26 protein-coding genes are annotated in these 26704 nt (G+C 58.6%); 15 read left to right on the forward strand and 11 right to left on the reverse strand.

What is annotated here, in order from left to right:
- Positions 1-70: 70 nt before the first annotated feature.
- From AC5SEO_RS08445 to rsmI, 10 genes are all read right to left on the reverse strand, one after another.
- The gene (locus AC5SEO_RS08445) at positions 71-1603 is read right to left on the reverse strand and encodes a YifB family Mg chelatase-like AAA ATPase (RefSeq protein WP_174067964.1); all 1533 of its coding nucleotides are present in this window, start codon (positions 1601-1603) and stop codon (positions 71-73) included.
- Positions 1604-1788: 185 nt separating this feature from the next.
- Positions 1789-2748 carry a glutathione synthase gene (gshB, locus tag AC5SEO_RS08450; RefSeq protein ID WP_065661450.1) on the reverse strand — a complete coding sequence of 320 codons (960 nt, stop codon included), beginning with the start codon at positions 2746-2748 and terminating at the stop codon, positions 1789-1791.
- A gap of 244 nt (positions 2749-2992) precedes the next feature.
- On the reverse strand, positions 2993-3505 hold the full coding sequence (locus AC5SEO_RS08455; protein WP_113291258.1) for a cupin domain-containing protein: 513 nt from the start codon (positions 3503-3505) through the stop codon (positions 2993-2995).
- A 110-nt stretch (positions 3506-3615) separates the two neighbouring features.
- Positions 3616-4716 (reverse strand): sn-glycerol-3-phosphate import ATP-binding protein UgpC, encoded by a 1101-nt coding sequence (locus AC5SEO_RS08460; RefSeq protein WP_113291259.1) that lies wholly within the window; start codon positions 4714-4716, stop codon positions 3616-3618.
- Between the two features lie 11 nt (positions 4717-4727).
- Positions 4728-5570 (reverse strand): sn-glycerol-3-phosphate ABC transporter permease UgpE, encoded by an 843-nt coding sequence (ugpE, locus tag AC5SEO_RS08465; RefSeq protein WP_003514715.1) that lies wholly within the window; start codon positions 5568-5570, stop codon positions 4728-4730.
- 11 nt (positions 5571-5581) lie between these two features.
- Positions 5582-6556: an ABC transporter permease gene (locus tag AC5SEO_RS08470; RefSeq protein ID WP_025592231.1), complete on the reverse strand. Its 975-nt coding sequence runs from the start codon at positions 6554-6556 to the stop codon at positions 5582-5584.
- A gap of 84 nt (positions 6557-6640) precedes the next feature.
- Complete coding sequence (locus AC5SEO_RS08475) at positions 6641-7939, reverse strand: extracellular solute-binding protein (RefSeq protein WP_003514712.1); 1299 nt, start codon at positions 7937-7939, stop codon at positions 6641-6643.
- Positions 7940-8072: 133 nt separating this feature from the next.
- On the reverse strand, positions 8073-8633 hold the full coding sequence (locus AC5SEO_RS08480) for a sugar O-acetyltransferase (protein ID WP_112290941.1): 561 nt from the start codon (positions 8631-8633) through the stop codon (positions 8073-8075).
- An 11-nt stretch (positions 8634-8644) separates the two neighbouring features.
- Positions 8645-9013 carry a YraN family protein gene (locus AC5SEO_RS08485; RefSeq protein ID WP_003514708.1) on the reverse strand — a complete coding sequence of 123 codons (369 nt, stop codon included), beginning with the start codon at positions 9011-9013 and terminating at the stop codon, positions 8645-8647.
- Positions 9003-9944 (reverse strand): 16S rRNA (cytidine(1402)-2'-O)-methyltransferase, encoded by a 942-nt coding sequence (gene rsmI, locus AC5SEO_RS08490; RefSeq protein ID WP_003514706.1) that lies wholly within the window; start codon positions 9942-9944, stop codon positions 9003-9005. The genes AC5SEO_RS08485 and rsmI overlap by 11 nt, the downstream gene beginning before the upstream one ends.
- Positions 9945-10211: 267 nt before the next feature.
- Here rsmI and dnaN point away from each other — a divergent pair, with 267 nt between their 5' ends.
- The 6 genes from dnaN (at position 10212) to AC5SEO_RS08520 (ending at position 14935) form a co-directional block, all read left to right on the forward strand.
- A complete protein-coding gene (gene dnaN, locus AC5SEO_RS08495; RefSeq protein ID WP_003514704.1) occupies positions 10212-11330 on the forward strand; it encodes a DNA polymerase III subunit beta in 1119 nt (372 codons plus the stop codon).
- A gap of 197 nt (positions 11331-11527) precedes the next feature.
- Positions 11528-12121 (forward strand): phospholipid N-methyltransferase PmtA, encoded by a 594-nt coding sequence (gene pmtA, locus AC5SEO_RS08500; protein WP_003514702.1) that lies wholly within the window; start codon positions 11528-11530, stop codon positions 12119-12121.
- Between the two features lie 95 nt (positions 12122-12216).
- Positions 12217-12813, forward strand: a complete 597-nt coding sequence (locus AC5SEO_RS08505; protein ID WP_013635348.1) for a histidine phosphatase family protein — start codon at positions 12217-12219, stop codon at positions 12811-12813.
- A 4-nt stretch (positions 12814-12817) separates the two neighbouring features.
- Positions 12818-13525, forward strand: a complete 708-nt coding sequence (gene pyrF / locus AC5SEO_RS08510; protein ID WP_013635347.1) for an orotidine-5'-phosphate decarboxylase — start codon at positions 12818-12820, stop codon at positions 13523-13525.
- A gap of 20 nt (positions 13526-13545) precedes the next feature.
- Complete coding sequence (locus AC5SEO_RS08515) at positions 13546-13833, forward strand: DUF1330 domain-containing protein (RefSeq protein ID WP_003514697.1); 288 nt, start codon at positions 13546-13548, stop codon at positions 13831-13833.
- Positions 13834-13954: 121 nt separating this feature from the next.
- On the forward strand, positions 13955-14935 hold the full coding sequence (locus AC5SEO_RS08520; RefSeq protein ID WP_013635346.1) for a complex I NDUFA9 subunit family protein: 981 nt from the start codon (positions 13955-13957) through the stop codon (positions 14933-14935).
- Between the two features lie 605 nt (positions 14936-15540).
- On the opposite strand, the gene AC5SEO_RS08525 is transcribed toward AC5SEO_RS08520, so the two are convergent.
- Entirely contained in the window at positions 15541-16347 is an 807-nt protein-coding gene (locus tag AC5SEO_RS08525; protein WP_495363815.1) for an undecaprenyl-diphosphate phosphatase, read from the reverse strand.
- A 157-nt stretch (positions 16348-16504) separates the two neighbouring features.
- Between AC5SEO_RS08525 and AC5SEO_RS08530 the strand changes: the two genes are divergently transcribed.
- From AC5SEO_RS08530 to AC5SEO_RS08570, 9 genes are all read left to right on the forward strand, one after another.
- On the forward strand, positions 16505-17197 hold the full coding sequence (locus tag AC5SEO_RS08530; RefSeq protein ID WP_003514689.1) for a glutathione S-transferase family protein: 693 nt from the start codon (positions 16505-16507) through the stop codon (positions 17195-17197).
- A gap of 79 nt (positions 17198-17276) precedes the next feature.
- Positions 17277-18428: a tRNA epoxyqueuosine(34) reductase QueG gene (queG, locus tag AC5SEO_RS08535; RefSeq protein WP_174068018.1), complete on the forward strand. Its 1152-nt coding sequence runs from the start codon at positions 17277-17279 to the stop codon at positions 18426-18428.
- 3 nt (positions 18429-18431) lie between these two features.
- The gene (locus AC5SEO_RS08540) at positions 18432-19304 is read left to right on the forward strand and encodes an SDR family oxidoreductase (RefSeq protein ID WP_174067963.1); all 873 of its coding nucleotides are present in this window, start codon (positions 18432-18434) and stop codon (positions 19302-19304) included.
- A 427-nt stretch (positions 19305-19731) separates the two neighbouring features.
- Positions 19732-20100 (forward strand): septal ring lytic transglycosylase RlpA family protein, encoded by a 369-nt coding sequence (locus tag AC5SEO_RS08545; protein WP_013635343.1) that lies wholly within the window; start codon positions 19732-19734, stop codon positions 20098-20100.
- 61 nt (positions 20101-20161) lie between these two features.
- The gene (locus tag AC5SEO_RS08550) at positions 20162-21451 is read left to right on the forward strand and encodes an RsmB/NOP family class I SAM-dependent RNA methyltransferase (RefSeq protein ID WP_174067962.1); all 1290 of its coding nucleotides are present in this window, start codon (positions 20162-20164) and stop codon (positions 21449-21451) included.
- Between the two features lie 155 nt (positions 21452-21606).
- Positions 21607-22884, forward strand: coding sequence for an imelysin family protein (locus AC5SEO_RS08555; protein ID WP_025592217.1), 1278 nt, complete (start codon positions 21607-21609; stop codon positions 22882-22884).
- A gap of 41 nt (positions 22885-22925) precedes the next feature.
- Positions 22926-24458 (forward strand): di-heme oxidoreductase family protein, encoded by a 1533-nt coding sequence (locus AC5SEO_RS08560; RefSeq protein WP_174067961.1) that lies wholly within the window; start codon positions 22926-22928, stop codon positions 24456-24458.
- Positions 24458-25579, forward strand: coding sequence for an imelysin family protein (locus tag AC5SEO_RS08565; protein ID WP_174067960.1), 1122 nt, complete (start codon positions 24458-24460; stop codon positions 25577-25579). The genes AC5SEO_RS08560 and AC5SEO_RS08565 overlap by 1 nt, the downstream gene beginning before the upstream one ends.
- A 4-nt stretch (positions 25580-25583) precedes the next feature.
- Positions 25584-26678, forward strand: coding sequence for a DUF1513 domain-containing protein (locus AC5SEO_RS08570; protein ID WP_174067959.1), 1095 nt, complete (start codon positions 25584-25586; stop codon positions 26676-26678).
- Positions 26679-26704: the final 26 nt, after the last annotated feature.

Below are 26704 nucleotides of genomic sequence, written 5' to 3' on the forward strand. Positions count from 1 at the left end.
ACCGATTGTGCCGCCGGCCATCCGCCAGCGGCACAATTGTTTTAGCCGGTAAAGGGCGAAGGAAGGCCGCTTATGCCGCCGCCGTCAGTCTTTCACCGGCAATGCGGTATGAAATGGCTTCGGCCACATGTATACGTCCGACAGTTTGTTTGCCGTCCAAATCAGCCAATGTGCGGGCTACCTTGAGAATGCGATGATAACCGCGTGCGGAGAACTTCAACTGTTCGGCAGCATCGCGCAGCAACTGCAGCCCGGAAGCATCGGGCTCCGCATATTTTTCGATCAGCGTTGTCGTGCAGCGAGCGTTGGTGCGAATGCCTGAAGAGCCCGCCGCCGCATAACGCTCCTGCTGCGCAAGGCGGGCGCGAGCGACACGGGCGGCCACCACCGAACTCGGTTCGGCAGTCATGGGACGGATGAGGTCAGTGGCGGAGACGGCGGGAACGTCGATGCGAATATCGATGCGATCCATCAGCGGGCCGGAAATGCGGGCCTGATAATCTGTCATGCAACGTGGCCCTCTGGCGCAAGTGAAACCCGGCTCCCCCGCTCTGCCGCACCGGCAGGGGTTCATCGCAGCGACAAGCTGGATTTCCGCCGGATAAGTGACGCGGTGATTGGCACGGGCAACGATGCATTCGCCCGTTTCCAGCGGCTGGCGCAGCGCATCCAGCACCTGAGGCGCAAATTCCGGGAACTCATCGAGGAAAAGAACGCCGTGGTGGGCAAGTGAAGCCTCACCCGGCTTGGCATGCAGCCCTCCGCCGATAAGCGCGGCCATGGTGGCGGAATGGTGTGGCGTGCGAAACGGTCTGCGGTCCGACAGCTTGCCGCCGGACAATTGGCCGGCGATGGAGTGGACCATGGACACTTCCAGCAATTCCGCAGCCTCGAGCGGTGGCAGAATTGAGGGCAAGCGCGCAGCGAGCATGGATTTACCGGAGCCGGGCGGGCCAACCATCAGCAGATTATGGCCACCGGCCGCTGCCACTTCCAACGCGCGCCGGGCCGTCTCCTGCCCCTTGATATCGGCCAGATCCGGCAAATTGACCGGATTGGCGCGGATGGCGGGCATCGGGCGGGAGAGAAGCTGGGTGCCGCGAAAATGGTTGGCAAGCGCAATAAGGCTGCGTGGGGCGAGAATATCGATGCCAGCCCCGGCCCAGGCTGCTTCCGGCCCGCTATCAGCCGGGCAAATCAAACCCTTCCCGAGCGCATTGGCACCGATGGCCGCGGGCAGAGCGCCCGAAACCGTGCCGATGGTGCCATCGAGATTGAGCTCGCCGAGAACCACATATTGCCCGAGCGCTTCCGCCGGGATCGCTCCCAACGCGGCCATGAGACCCAAAGCGATCGGAAGATCGAAATGCGATCCTTCCTTGGGCAAATCCGCAGGCGCAAGATTGACCGTGACTTTTTTTGCCGGCAGCGCCAGACCGGAGGCATGGAGCGCGGCCTGCACCCGCTCCCGGCTTTCCGCCACCGCCTTGTCCGGCAGGCCGACGATCTGGATGCCGACCTTTCCGGGTGCGACCATCACCTGCACCTCGACCGGCACACCCTCTATTCCCTGAAATGCAACCGTATTGACCCGTGCCACCATGGCCTGCCCCCGCAAACCGGCCACAACATCAAAGCATTATGCCCCGATGGCGGCCACTCTCAAGTAACCTGCCACAGAGCAAAGAATAAAACAAGAACATTAAGCGAACAATTTCGCGCGAACGGTGTATTTCAGTTGTATAGAGTTGTGCACGCGGAACAAACGCAGGTGGCGAGGAAATTGCCTCAGAACTCCTGTGCTTCGCGCTTTTTCTCGATCGCATCCCACAACAGGCTCGCCACATCGGCACCGCCGAATTTCTGCACTTCACGAATGCCTGTCGGTGAGGTGACGTTGATTTCCGTGAGGTAATCGCCGATCACATCGATGCCAACGAACAGGAAACCGCGCTCGCGCAGGGCGGGGCCGATGCGGCGGCAGATTTCCTTCTCACGCGCGGTGAGTTCCGTTGGCTCCGGGCGGCCGCCGGCATGCATGTTGGAGCGGGCATCATTTTCCGCCGGCACGCGATTGATCGCGCCCACGGGCTCGCCATCCACCAGAAGGATACGCTTGTCGCCCTTGCGAACATCCGGCAAGTATTCCTGGGCGATATAGGGTTCGCGGAACATCTGACCGAACATTTCCAGCAGCGATGAGAAATTGCGGTCGTCCCGCGCGGAATGGAAGACGCCTGCGCCACCATTGCCATAAAGCGGCTTGAGGATGATATCGCCCATTTCATTGCGGAAGCGGGCAATTTCAGAGACATCCTTGGTGATCAGCGTCTTCGGCATCAGATCGGCGAATTCGGTGACGAAAATCTTTTCCGGCGAGTTGCGGACCCAGGCGGGATCGTTGACAACAAGCGTTTTGGGATGAATGCGCTCGAGCAAATGGGTCGAGGTGATGTAGGCCATGTCGAATGGCGGATCCTGGCGCAGATGAATGACATCCATGGTCGAGAGATCGACCCGCTCCGGCTCCGAGAGCGAAAAATGGTCGCCCTTGATATCGCGCAGTTCCATCTGTTCGACGGTCGCGTAGATTTTGCCATCGCGCATGGAGAGGCGTTCGGGCGTATAGTGAAACAGCCGGTATCCACGTGCCTGCGCCTCAAGGCTCATGGCGAAGGTGGAGTCGCCGGCGATATTGATGCCGGAGACATGATCCATCTGGATCGCGACGTTCTTGATCTTCGCCATGCGCATCTTCCTCTTGCAGCATGCGGACGCTTCGCGGTTCCGCCGTGCCCATTGCCTCGTCTGTTCGCGATTCCCCGCAGGACCGGAAGAGACCCGGAAATGCTTCAGAAAACCATGAAGATGTAGGGCAGCGACCATTCAAACGCAACTGCTGCGAGGGGTGCTTTTTGTGAGTTTTATTGAACCTTCAGAATTCCGCAGGTGGCGCTGCGCAGAGCCCCACCTGACGGAGTGTTTTACCAGTTCAGGCCGCCAGCTTGTAGGAACGACCGGCAAACAGCTTGTTCTTGACCCGGTAGGCCAGAGCCAGCGCCGTGGGGAAAGGGCGGCGCATGAAGGCAACCTTGCGGACATACTCATCCACCCGCCAGGTGGCCCATGTTCCCGCGCGGAAATAAGCGACGTCACCCACCCGCAGGATACTGACTGTGCCGTCTTCCGCCGTCACATGCACCTCACCCTCAAGGATATAGACGGTCTCGTCCCAACCGAAGAACCAGCGGAACTCGCCCGCCGTACAATCCCACATGGCTGTGCTGGACGCGCGGTCTCCGCTTCTGGAATGATCCGCCGCACGCGCCTGAGGATCGCCGGAAATGATCCAGTCGGGGTTGATGGGGGCCGGCTGCAGCCGCAAATCGGTGCAGGACGCGCTAACCACGCCCTCGTCTTTTGTCCGGCGCATAGAGGCCGGCAATATCGGCACTGTGCGGATCGCCATGGTCGCAGCCGCCGCGAACATCATCTTTAAAGGCATATTAGAAAACCCCCGTGAAATATTGGAGATCTTCTATCATCGGGATCGTAACGAAGCGGTTTTGACAATCGGCGCAATTTTAGTCATCGCGCCGATTTCTTATCGTCCACTCAGGCCGTTGCCAGCTGCACGGGCTGCGCCACAGCCTGTTCCGCGTTGCCGGCTATGCGCTTGCCGGTCTCGCTGGAGAAGAAGTGCAGCTTGTCCGGAGATATGGCGACCGACAAGGTAGCCGGAATCTCGACCTCCGGCGAAAACGCCACAGTCAGGTTCTGGTCGCCGATCATACCGTGGATAAGACGCTGCGAGCCGAGTTCCTCGATATACTCGACGCGTAGCGAAAAACCGGGCTCACCTGCCGCCGCCAGGCGGAAATCTTCCGCCCGCATGCCCACAGTAACCGGGCCGGAGGTGGGGGCGAAACCGTTGAGCGCGATCAGCGACGGCCCGACGGCAAGGCTATCCCCATGCAACTCGCCGTTCAGCAGGTTCATGGCGGGAGAGCCGATGAAGCTTGCGACAAAGGTGGAAGCGGGGGTGTGATAGACCTCAAGCGGTGCGCCGATCTGTTCGATGCGGCCGCCGTTCAGCACCACCAGACGGTCTGCCAGCGTCATGGCTTCCAGCTGATCGTGCGTGACGTAGATCGAAGTGGTGCCGAGACGCTTTTGCAGGCGCTTGATCTCGCCGCGCATGGAAACGCGCAGTTTGGCATCAAGGTTGGACAGGGGCTCATCAAACAGGAAGGCCGCCGGTTTGCGCACGATGGCGCGGCCCATGGCGACTCGCTGACGCTGGCCGCCGGAAAGGGCGCGCGGCTTGCGCTCCAGATAGGGTTCGAGCTGGAGCATGCGGGCGGCCTCGGCCACGCGCGCATCGATCTCCGCCTTCGGCGTCTTGCGGTTCTTCAACCCGTATTCCAGGTTCTGGCGCACCGACATATGCGGATAGAGCGCATAGTTCTGGAACACCATGGCGATATCCCGGTCAGCCGGATCTACCTGGTTGACCACCCGGTCACCGATCTTCACCGTGCCTTCGGAAATATCCTCAAGTCCGGCCACCATACGCAGGAGCGTGGACTTGCCGCAGCCGGAGGGACCGACGAGAACAATGAACTCGCCGTCCCTGATGTCGATATCGACGTGATGCACGGCACGCACGCCGCCATGATAATCCTTGCAGACCTGACTGATTTCTATCGCGGCCATTTTCGGTTTCCTTATTTGTCACTTTCGGTCAGGCCCTTGATGAACCAGCGCTGGAAGATCACGACGATCATCACAGGCGGCAGCATGGCCAGAACGGCAAGCGCGAAAGCTTCGTTGTAATCGGGGATTTGCGAACCGACCCAGACTTGCAGGATCGACTTGATGCCGCGCATCAGGGTGAAGAAACTCTCGTCCGTGGTCATCAGCATGGGCCAGAGGTACTGGTTCCAGCCGTAAACGAACATGATGATGAAGATCGCCGCCATCATGGTACGGGAAAGCGGGATGATCACATCAATGAAGAACTTGACCGGGCCCGCACCGTCTATGCGAGCAGCTTCCAGCAATTCTTCAGGAATGGATTTGAAGAACTGCCGGAAATAGAAGGTACCCGTCGCAGACGCCAGAAGCGGCACGATCAGACCGGTGTAGGAGTTCAAGAGGCCGAGTTTGCTCATCACCTCATAGGACGGCATGATGCGTACTTCGAGCGGCAGAAGCAGGGTGGTGAAGATGATCCAGAAGGCAAGCGTTGCAAACCGGAACCGGAAATAGACGATCGCATAGGCTGCCATCATCGACAGGACGATCTTGCCGACGGCAAAACCGATGCCGAGGATCAGCGAGTTGAGCACCATGTTGAGACCGGTGATCTGCCCGGTAAAGCCGCCCTTTTGTGTCAGGACCTTTTCATAGGTCCCGACGAAATTGTCGCCCGGAACGAGTGTCAGGCCGCTGCGGTGGATTTCCGCCGCCGTATGGGTGGACGTCATGAATGCCACGACGACAGGCAATATCAGGAACAGTGCGCCAATGATCAGCACCAGATGGTCGAGGGGTTTTGTCTTGTACATTGTCTTTTCCCTCAATTGTAATGGATGCGTTTTTCGATGAAGCGAAACTGGATGATGGTCAGAACGAAGACGACCAGCATCAGGATGACGGACTGAGCAGAGGAACCGCCGATGTCATTGCCGCGGAAACCGTCGAGAAAGACCTTGTAGACCAGCGTAATCGGATTGTTGGCGGCCTTGTCCTTCACCATCACGTCGATAATGCCGAACGTATCGAACAGCGAATAGGTGATGTTGATGATCAGCAGGAAGAAGGCAGTCGGTGCCAGAAGCGGCATGATGACCGTCCAGAACCGGCGCACGCTCGATCGGCAATCGATGGCGGCAGCCTCGCGCACGGCGACGGATACGCCCTGCAATCCGGACAGGAAGAAGATGAAATTATAAGGGATCTGCTTCCAGACCGCGACGGCAATCATGGCGAAGGCTGTATCGAAGTAGTTGAGGCCAACCTTCATATCCCAGCCCAAAAACGCGGCCATCTTGACGAAAGGCCCGATATGCTGGTCGAAAAACATCATGCCGATGAGACCCGCAACCGGCGGCGCGATGGCGTAAACGGAGATCAGCAACGTCTTGTAGGCGGAACTGCCGCGAACGACCGCATCGGCCTTGACCGCAAGCAAAAGACCGAGCGCCAGCGAAAAGAAAGTGACCAGCACGGTGAAGACAACCGTGAATTTGGCGATGTTTAGATATTCCGGATTGAAGATGGCATCGGAATAATTGGCGAAGCCCACGAACGTTGCACCGAACCCGAAAGGGTCTTCGATAAAGAACGACGATTGCACGGCCTGGACGGAGGGCCAGTAGAAGAAGATGAAAATCACCGCCAGTTGTGGCGCCAGAAACAGATAGGGCACGTAGGACGAGGAGAACTGCACGCGCTTCATGCTGGCTTCTGCGGCCTTCGCCGTTTTTCCGGTTTTTGCAGACCGGCCGGATAGAAACCGGGCCAGACGCGGTTGAGACGATGTATAGGCCACGCTTGCGCCTCCTTAATCCAAGAGCGAGCCTCCTTTCCGGCGGAAAGGAGGCTCGACAACTATCGTTGGTTTCAAAAAGGGAGATCAGCCAGCCGTTTTAGCGAAACGGGCGAGAAGATCGTTGCCTTCCTTTTCGATGATGTCGAAGGCGTCCTTCGGCGTTACTTCGCCGGAGAAGATGCGGTTGTATTCGCGTTCCATGATGGAGCGGATCTGCGGGTAGAAACCGAGGCGGTAGCCCTTGGACCATTCGCCTGAAGGCAGCGACAGCTGCTGGATACCGACTTCGGCGGCAGGCTTTTCCTTGTAGAAGCCTTCAGCCTTGGCCTTTTCGTAAGCAGCCGTGGTGATAGCGACGTAACCGGTTGCCTTGTGGTAGAAGACCTGGATTTCCGGCGAAGTCAGGAACTGGAAGAAGTCAGCGACGCACTTGTTTTCGGCTTCAGACTTGCCCGACATTGCAAAGAGGGCAGCGCCGCCGATGAAGGAGTTGGTGCCAGCGCCCTTGATGGAGCCCCAGTACGGAAGGAAGGTTGCCGAGAACGGCATGGACGCCGTCTTCTGCAGGCCACCGAACGAACCCGAGGAACCGATCCAGAGGGCAACCTTGCCTTCTTCGAAGGGCTTCTGGTTGTCGTTCCAGCCGGCGCCGTAGTAGGCGAACAGACCCTTGTCTTTCCAGTCCTTCAGCTTGTCGAACATCATGACGAGGTTCGGATCGGTGACCTTCAGCTTGGTGTCGGTGACGCTGTCGTAACCATTGTTGTTGGTTGCGAACTGGATGTTGTTGCGGGAGAAGAAGTTTTCCGTGAACTGCCAGGTGAGCTGCGACTGGACGAGCGGGATGTAACCGGCTTCCTTCAGCTTCGGTGCGACCTTTTCAAAATCTTCCCAGGTCTTCGGAGCTTCGACGCCAGCCTTCTTCAAGGCTTCGTCGTTGACATACATGATCGGCGCGGAAGTGTTGAAAGGCATGCCGACGAACTTGCCGTCAGCGGCAGCGTAGAAATAGCGGACGCCGTTGATGAAGGCTTCGCGGTCGAACTTGTAACCGGCCTTGTTGATGAGGTCTTCTGCAGGAATGACAGCGCCCTTGGCGTTGATGATGGTGGCAGCGCCAGCATCGAAAACCTGGAGAATGTTCGGCTGTTCGCCCGAACGGAAAGCAGCGATGCCGCTTGCAAGCGCTTCTTCGTATGAGCCCTTGGAAACCGGCGTCAGAGCGCATTCCTTCTGGGCTTCGTTGAACTTCTGCGAAACTTCGTTGATGACTTCGCCGTTACGGCCGCCCATGCCGTGCCACCAGGTGATGTTGGTCGCAGCCATGGAAGACGTTGCCGAAATGCTGACCGCCACTGCGGCCATGGAAATCTTCTTCAACATTACTAAATCCTCTCCACCATTTATTGGGATGAGGATGCGAATAGAGACGTTCCGTGACGCCTCTTTAACGGTTTTATGTCAGATTTATTACAGTCCCTGCGATAGGAACTCCATTCTTCCAGAAACGGATGTCTCAAGCGTCCTTGCGCTTTATCGGGCGAGCCGGATTTCCGACCACCGTCGTCCCGGCAAAGACATCCCGCGTCACCACCGAACCGGCCCCGACGATCGCGCCATCGCCAATGGTGATGCCGGCCAGAAGGATCGCGCCGCCGCCGATCCAGACATCGCGACCGATCGTGACCGGCTTTGCGATTTCAATGCCTTGCGAACGCGGAGCCGGGTCCAGGTGATGTTCGGCGCAATAGATCTGCACGGCCGGCCCCAACATCGCGCCATCGCCAATCCGCACGGGCGCAGAATCTAGAATGACGCAGCCGGTATTGAGATAGACGTTCGCACCCAACGTAATGTTGAAGCCGTAAGCGCAATGAAACGGTGCTTCGATAAAGGCTCCTTCCGCAACGGAGGCAAAGAGCGCCCGCAGCAAAGGCGACATGGCCTCACGCTCATCCGGCGGCGAGGTGTTGTGCTGGTGAACGGCACGGCGGGCGCGGGCGCGCAGCACGTCCAGTTCGGCATCCATGCAACAATACCATTCGCCCGCAGCCATTTTTTCCCGCTCAGTGGACATTGCCTCCCCCCTCAAAAAGCGTCGATGAAATGCTGCGGCAGGCGTCGTGGCAGGACTGCGACGATATCGAAACGCAACGAAAACCGCGCGGCATCCTTGCGGCGGGAGAGCCAAATATCGGCAGCTGCCCGAATGCGCTGTTGCGAACGGAAGCCGACCGCATCGACAGCCCCGGCACCGGAAGGCCGCGCCTTGACCTCGACGATGGCGACGACATCCTTCTTGCGGGCAATGAGATCGATTTCTCCCAGCCGGGTTCGATAACGAATGGCGAGGATGCGGTATCCCCGAAACAGCAGATAGAGTGCTGCCCAGTATTCCGCAGCGTGGCCGCGTCGCTCGGCCTTTCGTCTCTTGTTCGTTTGCCCGTCAGCGGCCATCCGCATCCTTCATATCCAGCAGCCGTTGATAAAGCTCCTTGCGCGGCAGGCCCGTCAGCTTTGCCGCCTCGGCTGCGGCCCTTGCGGCAGGCATGGTTGTGACGAGATCCTTCAGGAGTCTCTCGACATCCTCGATATCGGGAATTTCGTCATAGGAGGGCGGCTCTATCAGGAGCACGATCTCGCCCTTCACCACACGGTCCTCGTCGTAATATTCCGCAAGCTCGCCCAGCGTGCCACGCCGGAACTCCTCGAAAGTCTTGGTCAGCTCGCGGCACACCACAGCACGGCGATCGCGGCCAAGGACTTCCGATGCCACCTTTACGGAGGTGCCAATGCGGCGTGGCGATTCAAAAAACATGAGGGTGGCCGGAATTTTCGCAAGTTCGGCAAAACGGTCGCGCTTGCCGCGATCCTTTACGGGCAGAAAGCCCGCGAACAGAAAGGCGTCACTCGGCATGCCAGAACCAACAAGCGCAGCAAGCGGCGCAGATGCTCCCGGCACCGGCACGACGCGATGACCGGCCTCCAAAGCGAGCTGACCAAGGCGATAACCGGGATCGGAGACGAGTGGCGTTCCGGCATCCGACACCAGCGCCACGGATTTTCCGGCCTCCAAAGCGGCGATGAGTTTTGGTCCCGCTTCCTGCGCATTATGCTCGTGATAGGAGAGCGGACGTGTGCGGATACCGTAACGCTCAAGCAAAATGCGGGTGACGCGGGTATCCTCGCAGGCAAGGACGTCAGCCGAAGCCAGCGTTTCCAGCGCCCGGATGGTGATGTCGCCGAGATTGCCGATGGGGGTGGCCACGAGATAGAGCGCCGGCTCCAACGGCCGCGCCGGAATAGTGGCCGTGCCGATCCTGAAGCTCTTGGTCGCCTGTCCGGCGTCGCTGTTCGATATTTCTTCCGTCACACGGCTTCCAATCATTCTGGCCGATCATTCCCGGCCGGTCGCTCCAGTTTTACCCCTTTATGGGCAATAGAAAACCGGCGAACAAGGTCCACGGGCGGTCACAGGCTGTGGATCATGCTGTATAGCAGCAAAATGACCGGCGGCAGATGCACTCGGCTCTTGCATTTTCTGCAATAACTCTGCCATTTTGCCCGTCCACATTATCCGGCGTTCCGGCCGGTCAAGACTCTTCTTACCGATCCGGCGGTGGCCGGGTCGCAACGGTTGAAAGCGGTAGCGTCCATGCGTATTACTCTTGAGCGGTCGAACCTTCTTAAATCGCTGAACCACGTCCACAGGGTCGTCGAGCGTCGTAACACGATCCCGATCCTGTCCAACGTTCTGCTGCGCGCATCCGGCGCCAATCTGGATATGAAGGCGACCGACCTCGACCTCGAAATCACCGAAGCGACGCCGGCCATGGTGGAGCAGGCGGGCGCGACCACCGTGCCGGCGCATCTGCTTTATGAAATCGTGCGCAAGCTGCCGGATGGTTCCGAAGTGCTTCTGGCCACCAATCCGGATGGCTCCACAATGACGGTTGCTTCCGGCCGTTCGAAATTCTCGCTGCAATGCCTTCCAGAAACCGATTTCCCGGATCTGACCGCCGGTACCTTCAGCCACACCTTCAAACTGAAGGCGACCGACCTGAAGATGCTGATCGACCGGACGCAATTTGCGATTTCGACCGAAGAGACACGCTATTATCTGAACGGCATCTTCTTCCACACCATCGAAAGCAACGGCGACCTCAAGCTGCGCGCAGTCGCGACGGACGGTCACCGCCTTGCGCGCGCCGATGTGGATGCGCCTTCCGGCTCCGAAGGCATGCCGGGCATCATCATTCCGCGCAAGACCGTCGGCGAATTGCAGAAGCTGATGGACAATCCCGAACTTGATGTCACTGTTGAGGTATCAGACGCGAAAATCCGCCTGACCATCGGCTCGGTCGTTTTGACCTCGAAGCTGATCGACGGCACCTTCCCGGATTACCAGCGCGTCATCCCCACCGGCAACGACAAGGAAATGCGCGTCGATTGCCAGACCTTCGCCCGTGCGGTCGATCGCGTGTCGACCATCTCTTCCGAGCGTGGCCGCGCCGTGAAGCTGGCGTTGACCAACGGCCAGCTGACGCTGACCGTCAACAATCCGGATTCCGGCAGTGCGACGGAAGAAGTGGCTGTCGGTTACGACAATGATTCGATGGAAATCGGCTTCAATGCCAAATATCTCCTCGACATCACCTCGCAGCTTTCCGGTGAAGACGCGATTTTCCTTCTGGCGGATGCGGGCTCGCCAACGCTCGTTCGCGACACCGCCGGCGACGATGCGCTTTATGTTCTGATGCCGATGCGCGTTTAAAGTGGACTTTTTTTCTTCAAATCAATCAAAAAACGCCGGTGGATCGCTCCACCGGCGTTTTTTGATTCGGCGCAGAAAGATTTCTAACGCTAAACGAATTTTTCCAATTACGACATTTTGCCTTGTTTTAGCGCCAAATGAGATAAACAGTGCGTAACATTTTTTTGACAATGACCAAAATACATCCGAGGGGAATTATGGCACTCAACCTGAAGCAACGCTTTGAAAGAAAATTTGAGGAAGAAATCCGCTTTTTCAAAGGCATGGTCAGCCAGCCGAAAAAGGTCGGAGCCATCGTCCCGACATCCTCCATCACGGCAAGAAAAATGGCGAGTGTCATCGACCCGCATTCCGACCTGCCAGTTCTGGAACTCGGCCCCGGTACCGGTGTCATCACCAAGGCCATTCTGGCACGCGGCATCAAGCCGGAGCGCCTGACGGCCATCGAATATTCGACCGATTTCTACAATCAGCTTCTCAGAAGCTATCCAGGCGTCAACTTCATCAATGGCGATGCCTTCGATCTGAATGCGACACTTGGCGAGCACCAGGGCCAGATGTTCGACAGCGTCATTTCCGCCGTACCGATGCTGAATTTTCCGATGGCCGCCCGCATCAAGCTTCTCGACGAATTGCTGAAACGCGTGCCGCATGGTCGCCCCGTCATACAGATATCCTACGGTCCGATTTCCCCGATCGTTGCGCAGCCGCATCTCTACCACATCCGCCATTTCGATTTCATCGTGCGCAACATTCCTCCGGCGCAATTGTGGACCTATACCCGGGCCTGATCACACGGCAGAGTGGGCAAGGGCCGTCATTTCCCGGTCGTGACAGATGGTTAGGGTCCTGATTTGCCCTTCCATCGCCATTGAGGACCGTTCCCATGCATGCCCTTTACATTACCCATCCCCAGGTCCGGATCGATCCGGCGGTTCCGGTTCCGGAATGGGGACTTTCGGACTTGGGTGCACAGCGGGCGTTTGAGGCAAGCCGCCTGCCATGGGCACGCGCATTGCGCCGGATCGTGTCGAGTGCGGAAACCAAAGCCATCGAAACCGCCCGAATCCTTGCTGAAACATCCGGCGCGGATATTGAGATCATCGAGGCGCTGCATGAGAACGACCGGTCGGCAACAGGCTTCCTGACGCCGCCGGAATTTGAAAAGGCTGCCGACTGGTTTTTTGCCCATCCGCGAGAAAGCTTTCACGGCTGGGAACGGGCAATCGATGCGCAGGCGCGAATTGTTAACGCCGTCAGGGCCGTTCTAGACCGGCACGACCCGCAACAGCCGATTGCCTTTGTCGGCCATGGCGGCGTCGGCACGCTTTTGAAATGCCATATGGAAGGCGTCGGCATCAGTCGTAGCAAGGACCAGCCACCCGGCGGCGGCAATCTTTTCCGGTTCCCAATCGCCGAATTTTCACTTGCAGCTCAGCGCCCCACATGCGACTGGACGGCAATGGAAACATGGCAGGGATAAGACAATGACCGCGCGCGAAAAACTGATCGTCGGGCTCGATGTTCCGACTGTGCAACAAGCTGAAGACATCGTATCGAAGATTGGCGATGAGGTTCTGTTCTACAAGATCGGCTATCAGCTGGTATTTGCCGGTGGTCTCGAATTCGCCCGCGACCTTGCCCAGAGCGGCAAGAATGTCTTTCTCGACATGAAACTGCTCGACATCGACAACACCGTCGGCTCCGGCGTCGAAAACATCGCCCGCATGGGCATGTCGATGCTGACCCTGCATGCTTACCCAAAAGCCATGCGCGCCGCAGTCAAGGCAGCCGAAGGCTCCGGCCTCTGCCTGCTTGGTGTCACCGTGCTAACCTCGATGGATGATGCCGATCTTGCGGAAGCCGGCTATGCATCGGATGCCCGTTCGCTGGTGCTGCGCCGTGCGGAACAGGCGCGCGAGGCAGGCATGGGCGGCATCGTCTGTTCGGCAGAGGAATCGACGGCGGTGCGTGAAATCCTTGGCCCCGACCTTGCCGTCGTCACCCCTGGTATTCGCCCGGCCGGTGCCGAGGCGGGAGACCAGAAGCGCGTGATGACGCCTTTTGACGCCATCAAAGCCGGTTCGAGCCATCTGGTTGTCGGCCGCCCCATCGTCAAAGCAGAGGATCCGAAAGCAGCAGCCCGCGCCATTCTTGACGACATGCTGCGCGCCAGCTTTCCGGCAAATCAATAAGGACCATCGGAGGAGACGAAATGGCAAAGGGTTACTGGATCGCGCGTGTCGATGTACGCGACAACGAACGCTACAAGGACTACGTCTCGACAGCGAAGCCCGCTTTCGAGCGGTTCGGCGCCAACTTTCTCGCCCGCGGCGGTGCGTTGACCGAACTTGAGGGCAAGGCACGCGCACGCAACGTCATCATCGAATTCCCCTCTGTGCAGCACGCGATCGATTGCTACAACTCGCCCGAATACCAGGCGGCGGCCAAAATCCGTCAGGAAGTCGCCGACGCGGAGATGATGATCGTCGAAGGAATTTGACGGTCGTCAACCGCATTTCCAAAACTAGTCCCGGGCCTTGTGACAACGTCTCTTCACGCGCGCACGGCTTTGGGCTAAGAGACTGAAAAACGCTTTATCGACAGCTTCTGAGGAGCCTCCCATGACCTTGGCCAACCTTCCACCCCTCGTCACCGTTTTCGGCGGTTCGGGTTTCGTCGGGCGGCATGTCGTGCGGATGCTCGCCAAGCGCGGTTACCGCATCCGCGTTGCCGTGCGCCGTCCCGATCTTGCTGGTTTCCTGCAGCCGCTCGGCAATGTCGGCCAGATCTCGTTTGCCCAGGCGAACCTGCGGTATCGCGACTCCATCGTCAAAGCCATCGAAGACGCCGACCACGTGGTCAATTGCGTTGGCATTCTGGCCGAAAGCGGCCGCAACACCTTTGACGCCGTGCAGGAATTCGGCGCGAAAGCCATTGCCGAGGCAGCCCGCAACGCCGGTGCAACGCTGACGCACATCTCCGCCATCGGTGCCGATGCCAATTCGCCGACCGGCTACGGCCGCACAAAGGGCCGCGCCGAGGCAGCAATCCATTCCGTTCTGCCCGGCGCCGTGATCCTGCGTCCTTCGATCATCTTTGGACCGGAAGACGACTTCTTCAATAAATTCGCCAAGATGGCCCGCAGCCTGCCGTTCCTGCCGCTGATCGGCGGCGGAAAAACCAAGTTCCAGCCGGTCTATGTCGAAGATGTAGCAGAAGCCGTTGCCCGCAGCGTGGATGGCAAGCTGAAGCCCGGCGCCATCTATGAACTGGGTGGCCAGGACGTCATGACGTTCCGCGACTGTCTTGAGGCGGTTCTTGCCGCAACCTACCGTCAGCGTCCTTTCGTCAACCTGCCTTTCGGCGTCGCCTCAATGATCGGAAAAATCGCTTCGCTGGTGCCGCTGATTACGCCGCCGCTGACTGTCGATCAGGTGACCATGCTGAAAAAGGATAATGTCGTTTCCGCTGACGCGGAAAAGAACGGCCTGACTCTGGAAGGCATCGGCATTACGCCCGTTCGCGTTGCTTCCGTCCTGCCGTCCTACATGGTGCACTATCGCCCGCACGGACAGTTCTCGAACGCCGGAAAAGCAGCATAAGCCTACCGTCGCGCATTAACGATCTGAACGAAAGCGGGAACCATTCCCGCTTTTTGTTTTTGCGCAATTCAATCGCAACCAAACCGCTATTGGCGCATTTCCCCCTCAACTGCAGGGGAGGTGCACCATCGACTGAAGCTGTTTTGAACAGCCGGGTAAAAGTTAACGGCAAAGTGGCCTCCACAGCCAAGCGTGGCACAAGCGCAACTGTGGAAAAGACTTCGCATTAACCCGGTATTCAGCAAGCCGCTTTATTGATAATGGCCACATTCCTAACATATCCAGAACCCTCACTTCACACACGGCGGCGTAATCCGCGCGAACGAACGTCTGAAAGGCAATAATAAAATGGGCAGATCTATCGCACTCTTTTTTGCGTGTGCGGCTTTGGTGGTTCTGGCGGGTTCTTTCATGGCGCCGGGCACGGTTGCAGCGGGCAAGAGCGGTTGCGCTCCCGCCTACGGTGTCGACCCTTGCGCAACGGCTTCGATCAGCACGAACTGATCAGCTTTCACAAGTCTCAAATAAAAAGCGCCTCCGGATTCTCCGGGGCGCTTTTTATTTTGTCCGTGCATTGGAAACGAACGGCTATTTTAAAGCTCGGCTCAACGGTAGAGCAGAAGTGCCGCCAGACCCAGCGAGCCGATGACGATGCGCCACCAGGCAAAGGGTGCAAAACCGCGTCGCGAGACGAAGTCCAGCAGCGAGCGCACGACGAACAGGCCGGAGACGAAAGCGGCGATGAAGCCTACGGCAATCAGCGCACTGTCATCGAAGCTCAGCGCATCGCGGTTCTTGTAGAGATCGAGCACAAACGCGCCGACCATGGTCGGCATCGCCAGGAAAAACGAGAATTCGGCGGCGGAGCGCTTGTCCGTGCCCATCAACAGCGCGCCAACAATGGTAGCGCCGGACCGGGAGGTGCCCGGAACCATCGCAAGGCACTGGAACAGACCGATCTTGAAGGCAAGCGACGGCGGATAATCCATAATGTCGGTATATCTGGGCTTCAGCGGCATTCGGTCGACGGCCAGCAATATGACGCCGCCTATAACCAGCACGATACAGATGAGGATGGGTGTTTCGAACAGCACCGTCTTGATGAAGTCATGCGCCAGAGCGCCGATCACCGCCGCTGGCAGGAAGGCGACAGCGACGGCCAGCACGAAGCGGCGCGCCTTGGCACTTGTTGGCATCGCCATGGCGATCGACACAAGCTTCTGAAAATAAACAAGAAGGATAGCAATGATCGCGCCGAGCTGAATGAGAACGGCAAAGGTGTTGCCCGGCGATTTGAAGCCGAGAAAATGCCCGGCCAGCAGCACATGCGCCGTTGAGGAAACGGGAATGAACTCCGTAAGACCCTCGATAATGCCCAGCAAAAGCGCGCTGATGATCGATTGGTCACCCATGAGGTATCCTTTTTTCAGGGGGAAGCGGGAATGGAAAGCAATTGCGTTAAACTTGTTTTAAAGTAGCCAAGCTCTTATAGCGTCTTGATGAAGCGAAACTGAAAAAGTTTTCCGGCAATTGTCGATCATGACAACCAATCGTAAAAATTGAGTACCGATGCCAACTCTCTATCACTCTCCCATGTCGACCGCATCCCGGTTCGTTCGTCTGATCCTTTCGGAATACGGGTTCCAGACCGATCTCGTGGAGGAGCAGCCGTGGGAAAGAAGGCGGGAGTTTCTGGCGCTGAATCCGGCGGGCACCCTGCCGGTCTATCTCGATGACAATATGCGCTCTCTCAGCGGTCCCTACGTGCTCGCCGAATTTCTCGACGAAACGCACGGGGTTTTGAAGCGTGACCGGCGATTGCTGGCGGAAGACCCGTTTCAGCGGGCGGAAATCCGCCGCTTGACCGAGTGGTTCCTGCAGAAGATGGAAAACGATGTGACCCGACCGCTGGTGCGGGAGCGGGTTTATAAATTGCAGATGACGGCGGCGCAGGGTGGTGGCCCCCCGGATTCCAAGCTTCTGCGCACCGCGCGTAACAATGTTCGTCAGCACATCAAATATCTGGAATGGCTGGCGGGTTCGCGGACGTGGCTCGCCGGCGACCGATTGAGTTATGCCGATCTGGCCGCGGCTGCTTCTGTTTCGGTGCTGGATTATCTCGGCGAAATCAACTGGCTTGAAGCGCCCATTGCCAAGGAGTGGTATCAGCGGCTGAAATCGCGCCCGTCCTTCCGGCCGTTCCTCAGCGAGCGCATTCCGCGCCTTGCCCCCTCCTCTCACTACGCCGATCTGGATTTCTAAGTTTCGGCCTCCCGGTTATTTGCTGCGGCGTGTAGCTACGCATATATATGTCGCAGAGTAACCCGCAGGAGAAACGACAATCGACGTTGCCAGCGACAAGCAGCGGATACGCGCTCGCAAACTGACGGACTTCGTTCGTCAGGAGGCGCTTTCGCTCGGCTTCGATCTCTGTCGTATCACCGCGCCGGACAGCATTCCGCTGGCACCAGGACGGCTGAGGCAGTTTCTGGATAAGGGCTATCATGGCACGATGGCGTGGATGGAGGAGACCGAGGCCCGTCGCGCCGAGCCGAAAACGCTGTGGGGCGACGTGCGCTCCATTGTCATGTTCGGGCTGAATTACGGGCCTGAAGAAGATCCTCGCGGCGTTCTGTCCAAAGCCGACAACGCAGCAATTTCGGTCTATGCCCGCAACCGCGACTATCACGACGTCATAAAAGGGCGACTGAAAGAAATCGCCACCCGTTTTGCCGCGCGCGCCGGCGAGGACGTGAAGGTCTTCGTTGACACTGCGCCGGTGATGGAAAAACCGCTTGCCGCAGCCGCGGGTCTCGGCTGGCAGGGCAAACACACCAATCTGGTCAGCCGCACCCATGGTTCCTGGCTGTTTCTCGGCAGCATGTTCACCACCGCCGAGCTTTGTCTTGATGAGGCAGAGAAGGACCATTGCGGCTCCTGTCGCGCCTGTCTCGATGCCTGTCCGACGGCCGCCTTCCCCGCCCCCTACCAGCTGGACGCCCGCCGCTGCATCTCCTACCTCACCATTGAGCACAAAGGCGTCATCCCGCACGAGTTCCGGCCGATGATAGGCAACCGCATCTATGGCTGCGACGATTGCCTTGCCGCCTGTCCCTGGAACAAATTCGCGGCCAGCGCCTCCGAGATGAAGCTGCAGGCGCGCGAGGATTTGAAGGAACCTTCCATCGCCTTCCTGCTGACGCTGGACGACGCTGCCTTCCGCAGCTTCTTCAGCGGCTCACCAGTCAAGCGCATCGGGCGTAACCGCTTCATCCGCAACGTGCTGATAGCGGCTGGAAACTCGCGCGACCAGCAATTCGTGCAGCAATGCAAGTCTCTCGCCGAAAAAGACCCGGCACCGGAGGTGCGCGGCATGGCCGCATGGGCTTTGTCGCAGCTTATGGACAGCGAGGAATTCCGTGCATACTCTGCCGGCCGCGCCCCGGAGCCTGATCCAGAGGCGGAAATGGAATGGCAACTGGCAGAGGCGTGACCCATGCATGTGATGATTTTCGGCGCAGGATATTCGGGCAAGGCCATCGCAAACGCGCTGAAAACCGAAGCTGCAACGATATCGGGCACCACGCGCAGCACGGACAAGTTCGCAAGCCTTGCTGCAACTGGCATGACACCCTTCCTGTTCGACGGTGCCCATCTTAATGACGATCTCATCGCCACAATGACCAATGTCACCCATCTCGTGCAGTCCATCGCGCCGGGCAAGGATGGAGATCCACTGCTTGCGCTTTTGGGCGACGACCTGAAACGGCTTCTGCCCAAGCTTGAATGGATCGCTTATCTTTCCACCGTTGGCGTCTATGGCGACCATGACGGCGCATGGGTGGGTGAGGAAACCCCGTGCCGCCCGGTGTCCGCCCGGTCCGTGGAACGCGTTGCTGCCGAAACCGCGTGGGCTGCGGCTGCTGAAAAAGCGGGCGTGCCGCTTGCCATCTTGCGCCTTTCGGGAATTTACGGCCCCGGACGCAATAGTTTCATGAATTTCGAAAAGGGAACGGCGCGCAGGCTGGTGAAGAAAGACCAGGTGTTCAACCGCATCCGGGTTGAGGATATTGGTGCGGCCCACGCCTTTCTGGCGCGGAGAAATGAACGCGGCCTCTTCAATGTGACGGATGATGAACCCGCCCCGCCGCAGGATGTGGTGAGCTTCGCCGCCACGTTGATGGGCGTTGAGCCGCCTCCCGAACAGGCATTCGAGACCGCCGATCTGACGCCGATGGCACGCTCCTTTTACGGCGAGAACAAGCGTGTTTCCAACGCCAGGATACGTGGCCTTGGTTTCGATTTCAGCTTCCCGGAGTACAAAATCTCCCTGACACAATTGTGGGAAAGCGGCCTCTGGCGGGGCTAAAAATTCCCCATTTAAAAGCGATGAAAAATCCTTCCAAACCCGTTTTTGAGGATGGTTTTGGTGGTTTTTCAGTCAATTAGGCTTTTATTAACCATGCAAAAATCGCTAAAATCGTAGCCATTAGAAAAATATTTCACTCACATTTCGTGAACTCGATTCACGAAGGCGTGACTTGTAACAGCATTTCCATTGAGCATTGATTCTGCGTCATTTTTTCCAGTTTTCAACAATAAGGCACCGACGACACCTTTCCGGCTAACGATCACGAATGTTACAGTCTGTAACACTTCGTGATTTGAGATCAGCTTTTTTTCGCCATTTTTCCCTCGCCCTACAATCTCGCATTCAAACGCGTTCAGGCCAGACAATGGCCGTTTAGCAAGGGCACAATCAATCGGCGCGGGGCCGATTTTCAGGGAAGCACAGTTTGTTGAATATCCGTCGTATAACTTTCACCGTCGCAACTATAGCCGCCTGTTCCATCATTGCGCCTCTTCAGGCGAATGCGGCAAATGGTTGTGGAGGGGCATCGTGGTATGCGTTGAGCTCCAAGACTGCTTCGGGCGAGCGTATGAACGCCGCCAACATGACCGCCGCTCACCGCTCGCTGCGGTTCGGCACCAAGGTCAAGGTTACCAATGCCCGTAACGGCAAGGCCGTTGTGGTGCGCATCAATGACCGCGGTCCGTTCATCAAGGGTCGCGTTCTCGATCTTTCCAAGGCCGCTGCCAAAAACATCGGCATGATCAGTTCCGGCACCGCCAAGGTCTGCTACGAGGTCGTCAGCGCCGATTGAGCCTTGCCCTTGCCGCCATTCGCGTCTACCAACCGGGCTAATCAGCAAAATGAGGTAGACAATGCGTTTGGGCGGGCGTTTGGCCGGAGCAATCGAAGTTTTGGCGGATATTGAGGGACGCAGGCGTCCCGTTGCCGATGCTCTGAAGGACTGGGGACTTGCCCATCGTTTCGCAGGTTCGGGTGACAGGGCCGCGATCGGCAACATCGTCTATGACGCGCTGCGCATGAAACTGTCACACGCCTGGCTGATGGATGACGACAGCGCCGCCTCGCTTGGTTATGCAGTTCTGCTGCGCCAATGGGGCAAGAGCTTTTCGGAACTTGCGGCGGAATTCGACGGCGACAAATTTGCCCCTGCCGCGCCTGATGAAGAAAAGCAGAAAGCCTTTCTCTCCCGTTCTCTCGCCGATGCACCAGCCCATATTCAGGGCGACATTCCCGAATGGGTTCAAGCATCCTTCGAGACGGAGTTCGGAGAGGGCTGGCTTGCCGAGGCGCAGGCGCTGAACCAGCGCCCGACACTTGATCTGCGGGCCAACACGCTGAAGGCCACTCGCGACAAGGTGCTGAAGGCACTGGGAGAGAGCGGTGCGGAAGCAACGCATATCGCCCGTCAGGGTGTCCGCATCCCCGCCGGCGAAGGCCCTTCCCGCCTGCCGAATGTGACCGCAGAACTGTCCTTCCAGAAAGGCTGGTTCGAAGTGCAGGACGAGGGATCGCAGATCGTTGCCGATCTTGCCGGCGCGCATGAAGGCGAACAGATCCTCGATTATTGCGCAGGTGGCGGCGGCAAGACGCTGGCCATGGCCGCCAGCATGAACAACAAGGGTCAGGTTCACGCCTTCGACGCCGATCGCAAGCGGCTCGCGCCGATCATCGAGCGGCTGAAACGAGCCGGCACGCGCAATGTGCAGGTTCATGACCGCGCAGCCGGACTTGTCCCGTTTCATGAAAAATTCGATCGCGTTCTGGTGGACGCCCCCTGCACTGGCACCGGAACATGGCGCCGGCGGCCTGACACCAAATGGCGGCTGACGACACGCAATCTGGAAGAACGGGTACAGCAGCAGGGCGAGGCCCTTTCGCAGGCCAAGGGTTTTGTGCGCCCCGGCGGCGAGCTGCTTTATGTCACCTGCTCGGTTCTGCCCGAGGAAAACGAGCAGCAGGTCAAGCGCTTCTGCGAAGAAAATCCGCAATTCTATATCGGTTCGGCACTGGAACGCTGGCAGACGACTTTTGGCGGCAATGCAAACAAACCGCATTCCTCTGACGGCAAGACAGTGACGCTGACGCCTGCAACTACAGATACGGATGGTTTCTTCTTCTGCGTAATGAAACGCAAAGCGTGAAACAGGTTTTGCACGCGCTGATTTTACTTCGAAAAATACCGAGTAGCTTGTTTCAAAGCATTCTAAACTAGAATATTTGACACAAGTTTGCGATTGGGTCAGAACTCGCTTGCCGCAGCGTGAAGTTATTTCACGCCTGCCCAAGGAGAGGGATCATGATCCGCAAAACCATTCTCAGCGCGTCTTTCGCGCTTCTGGCCGCATCCGCGACCTTCACCGCGCTTCCCGCCAGCGCTGCGACCGACGCCGCCGCTGTCGTCAAGCATTACGCCGACGTCGCGCATGCGAAATACGAGGATTCGCTGACCACGGCGAAGGCGCTGGACAAGGCAATCGACGCGCTGATCGCAACACCGAGCGAAGGAACGCTGAAAGCTGCACGTGAAGCGTGGATCAAGGCGCGCGTTCCCTACCAGCAATCGGAAGTCTATCGTTTCGGCAACCCTGTGGTCGACGCCTGGGAAGGCAAGGTAAACGCCTGGCCGCTGGATGAAGGCCTGATCGACTATGTCGACGGTTCCTACGGCACCGAGAGCGACGAGAACGAGCTTTACGTCGCAAACATCATCGCCAATCCGAAGATCAAGATCAGCGGCGAAGATGTCGATACCTCGAAGATCACCCCCGAACTGATCGAAAGCCTGCACGAGGCGGGCGATGTCGAAGCCAATGTGACGACCGGTTACCACGCCATCGAATTCCTGCTCTGGGGCCAGGACCTGAACGGCACCGGACCTGGTGCGGGCAACCGCCCCTATACCGACTACGACAAGAAGAATTGCACGAACGGCAATTGCGACCGCCGCGCCGATTACCTGAAGTCCGCCTCCACCCTGCTGATCAAGGATCTTCAGGAAATGGTGGACGCCTGGGCGCCGGAAGGCGAAGCCACCAAGACAGTGGAAGCCGACCCGAAAGCCGGCCTGACCGCCATTCTCACCGGCATGGGCTCTCTTTCCTATGGCGAGCTGGCAGGGGAGCGCATGAAGCTCGGCCTTCTGCTGCACGATCCGGAAGAGGAGCATGATTGCTTCTCAGACAATACCTATAATTCGCATCTTAACGACGCCATCGGCATCGCATCTGCCTATACCGGCGAATATACCCGTGTGGATGGAACGAAGATGACCGGCGCCTCGCTTTCGGAGCTGGTGGGCGCCAAGGACAAGGCGCTGAACGACGAGATGACGGCGAAGCTGAACAAGACGCTCGACGCCATGCATGCCATGGAAAAGCGTGCCCAGACGGTCGAGGCCTACGACCAGATGATCGGCGAAGGCAACAAGGAAGGCAACGCCGTGGTTCAGGCGGCCATCGACGGCCTTCTCGACCAGACGAAAACCGTCGAACGCGTGATTGCGGCACTCGATCTCGGCAAGATCGAACTTGAGGGTTCCGCCAGCCTCGATAATCCGAACGCCGTCTTCAAATAAGAGCCAATGCGGGCCGCAGATCGCTGCGGCCCGCCATTCCCATGCTTTCCATGAACTCATCGCTGCCGCGGATCCGCAAGCCGTTCTTCTTCGCCGGGGCAGCCTGCCTTGTGGCATCGATGGTGCTTGCCGCACCGCTTCGTGACGATCTGACGGAAAAAGACCAAAGCCGCGTTCAGGCTGTCACCGCGCCGACGATGGATTTTACCATGCCGGAGCCCTTCGAGGCCATGTCCGGCGGGGCAACGACCAGCACCCATAAAGCCGATAGCGGCGCGTTTTCGCATCCATCCGCAACAATGCCGTTTGAGAGAAAACAGGATTTCAAGCTCGGCAATGCGCTGTTCCAGAAGCTCTGGGTGTCTTCCCCCTCCTCCACGCAAGCCTCGGACGGGTTGGGGCCGCTCTATAACGCCCGATCCTGCCAGGCCTGCCATGTGAAGGACGGCAGAGGCCGACCGCCACTTGCCGGCGAAGATGCCGTCTCCCTGTTTCTGCGGCTGGCCCGGCCTGCCCGCAACGAGGCGGAACGGGCAGCGATTGCGCGCCACGAGGTGTTGAATTTTCCCGACGAGACCTATGGCCGGCAGCTTCAGAACGTTGCCATTCCCGGCCTCGCCGCAGAGGGCAAACCTGTCGTCACCTATATCGAGAAACCCGTGCGGCTGGCCGACGGCGAGGTGGTGATGCTGCGCAAGCCAGACTATGCCGTGGCAGGCCTGCACTATGGCCCCCTGGGCGTCGATACGACTTTGTCGGCGCGGATTGCCATGCCAACCCTTGGGCTTGGGCTGATCGAGGCCATTGCCGATGCCGATATTCTGGCCGGCGCCGATCCGGATAACAAAAATGGCGACGGCATTTCCGGGCGCCCTGCTTTTGTACGGGATCACCGGACCGGCGAAGTGAAGCTCGGCCGATTTGGCTGGAAAGCCCAGAACGCCAGCGTCCGCGACCAGAGCGCCAGCGCCTTCTCCCACGATATCGGCATTTCCACGCCGGATGCACAAAACGCCTATGGTGATTGCACCGACGTTCAAAAAGACTGTCTTGCCATGCCGACCGGCGTGCAGCCACGGCTTGGGCCAGTGGAGGCGCCGGACCCCATTCTCGATCTCGTGACCTTTTACACCGAGAACCTTGCAGTGCCGCAGCGCCGCGATGTGGGTGATCCCACCGTGTTGCGGGGAAAGCAGCTTTTTTACGCATCCGGCTGCACATCCTGCCATACACCGAAATTCGTCACCCGCCGTGACACTGCCGACCCCATGCAGTCTTTCCAGCTGATCTGGCCCTATTCGGATTTTCTGCTGCACGACATGGGAGAGGAGCTTGCCGATGGCCAGCAGGTGGGCGAAGCAAGCGGGCAGGAATGGCGAACCCAGCCGCTCTGGGGTATCGGTCTGACGCGAAGCGTGAATGGCAACGGTTTTTACCTGCATGACGGGCGGGCGCGCAGCCTGACAGAAGCGATATTATGGCACGGCGGCGAAGCGCAAAAAGCGCGCGATGCCTTTGCCGCCTTGCAAAAATCCGACCGGCAGGCTTTGCTGGCTTTTCTGGAGTCCCTTTGATGAAAAATGCCATGCGAAAAATACCCGGTCTCATCTCCGTGCTGCTGCTTTTGGGCATGCGGCCCGCAATGGCGCAGGATGTGGAGCTGATGCCGCCGCCACCACTCGACCCCGTACAGGTGCGGGGCGTGATGGAAAAAGCGGTGAACGGTTTCATCCGTCCCGGCTATGACCACTTCCGGCAATCGGCAGAGAAGCTGGAAGGCAGCATGCAGGCTTTCTGCGCCGCCCCTTCCAAAACGACGGATGAGGCGGCCAAAGCGGCCTTTGCTGATACGGTCTCCAGCTGGTCAACCATCGAGATCGTTCGGGTCGGTCCGGTGATCGAGCACAACCGCTTCGAACGTGTGCTCTATTACCCAGACAAGAAGGGTCTTGGCCTGAAACAGGTACAGCGTTACCTTGCGGAAAAGGACGAAAGCGTCACCAGCGCCGAGAGCCTGAAGGGCAAGAGTGTCGCAGCGCAGGGCCTCGGCGCGCTGGAATTCGTGCTCTATGGCACCGATGCGGGTGACCTGTTCGACAAGAAGGGCGATTTCCGTTGCCGTTATGGCGCGGCGATTGCCGGCAACGTTGCCAATGTGGCGGTGGAGCTTTCCGACAGCTGGAACACACCTGACGGCGCGCAGAAAAACTGGACGCAGCCCGGCGCGGATAATCCCGTCTTTCGCGATGAGCGTGAGGCGCTGGTTGCGCTGCTTGGCATTCTCGTGCACGGCGCCGAAGCAATCCGCGACCAGCGCATAGAGACGTTCTACAAGGGGCCGGACAAGGCGAAGTTTCCCCGCACGGCGATCTACTGGCGGTCCGGCCTGACGTGGAAAAGCATTGCCGCAAACATCAAGGCCGTTCAAACCCTCCTGCACACGGCCGATATGGTCGAACTCGTGCCACCCGACCAGCGCTCCATCGTCAACTCCATCGATTTCATCGCCAAATCGATGATCCGCATTGCCGGAACGATTGATACCAACGTGGAAAAGGCCCTTGATGACGACCAGCAACGCGCCAAGGTGGATTACCTGCTGCTGAACGGCAAAGACCTGATCTACCGCCTCAACGACCAGTATGGCGGCGCAATCGGTCTCAGCTCCGGCTTTTCCTTCGCCGACGGAGACTGAGGCGGTGATATCAGGCAAAAAGCCGACGCTCATAGACCGGCGCAGCTTCATCAAGGCGGTGGGCATTCCGTTCCTTGCGACGCTCGCTCCCGGCTCGCTGCATGCGCTTGAACGCGCCGACGCTGTCTTCGCTTCCGCTTTTCGCGCCCATGACGGTTCCTACGGCATTGCGACTGTGAGCGAACGCGGCGAGATCATCGACCGTGTTGCGCTCCCAGCCCGCGCCCATGGAATGGCAACGAGCCATGCGACCGGCATGACAGTGGCCTTTGCGCGCCGGCCCGGCACCTTCTTCATGGCCTTTGACCCCGCGCGACGCCGCGAACCTGTCGTGATGCACACGCCGGAAAACCGCCACTTCTACGGCCACGGACAATTTTCTCCCGACGGTGCGATCCTCTACGCCAGTGAAAACGACTTCGATGGCAATCGCGGTGTTATCGGGCTTTACGATGCCCGCAACGGATTTGCCCGCATCGGTGAATACGACGCCCACGGCATTGGCACCCATGACATGACCGTGAGCGACGATGGCAGGCTGATCGTGATCGCCAATGGCGGCATCGAGACCCACCCGGATTTCGGCCGAACCAAACTCAATGTCGACAGCATGCAGCCGTCGCTCGTGCTTCTGGACGCCGCCAGCGGCCAGTTGATCCAGAAACATACGATGCCAGACCAGTTACGACAGCTTTCCACCCGCCATGTCGATCTCGGCGATGACGGGCGTGTCTGGTTCGCCTGCCAATATGAGGGACCGCGCAACGATCTTCCGCCGCTTGTTGGCCATTTCTCGAAGGGCGAGGACCTTGCCTTCGTCGATCTACCAGAGCAAACGACGGTGCGCCTTGCCAATTATGTCGGTGCCATCGCCGTCAACCGGCGCGATGGCCTGGTGGGCCTGACCTCACCCAATGGCAACGCGGCCGTGACGCTGGATGTGAAAACCGGGCGTGTTGTATCAGAGACGACCGTGCGGGAGGCTGCGGGCGTTGCCCCCGCCACAAAGGGCATTGCGGTTTCTTCCTATGAAGGATTTTTCGAGGCTATTCGCAGTGACGTGGCGTGGGACCAGCATATCGTGCGTATTTCAGGCTAAAATACTGAAAATGCACCGGAACAAAA

Source organism: Agrobacterium sp. K11 (assembly GCF_059429395.1).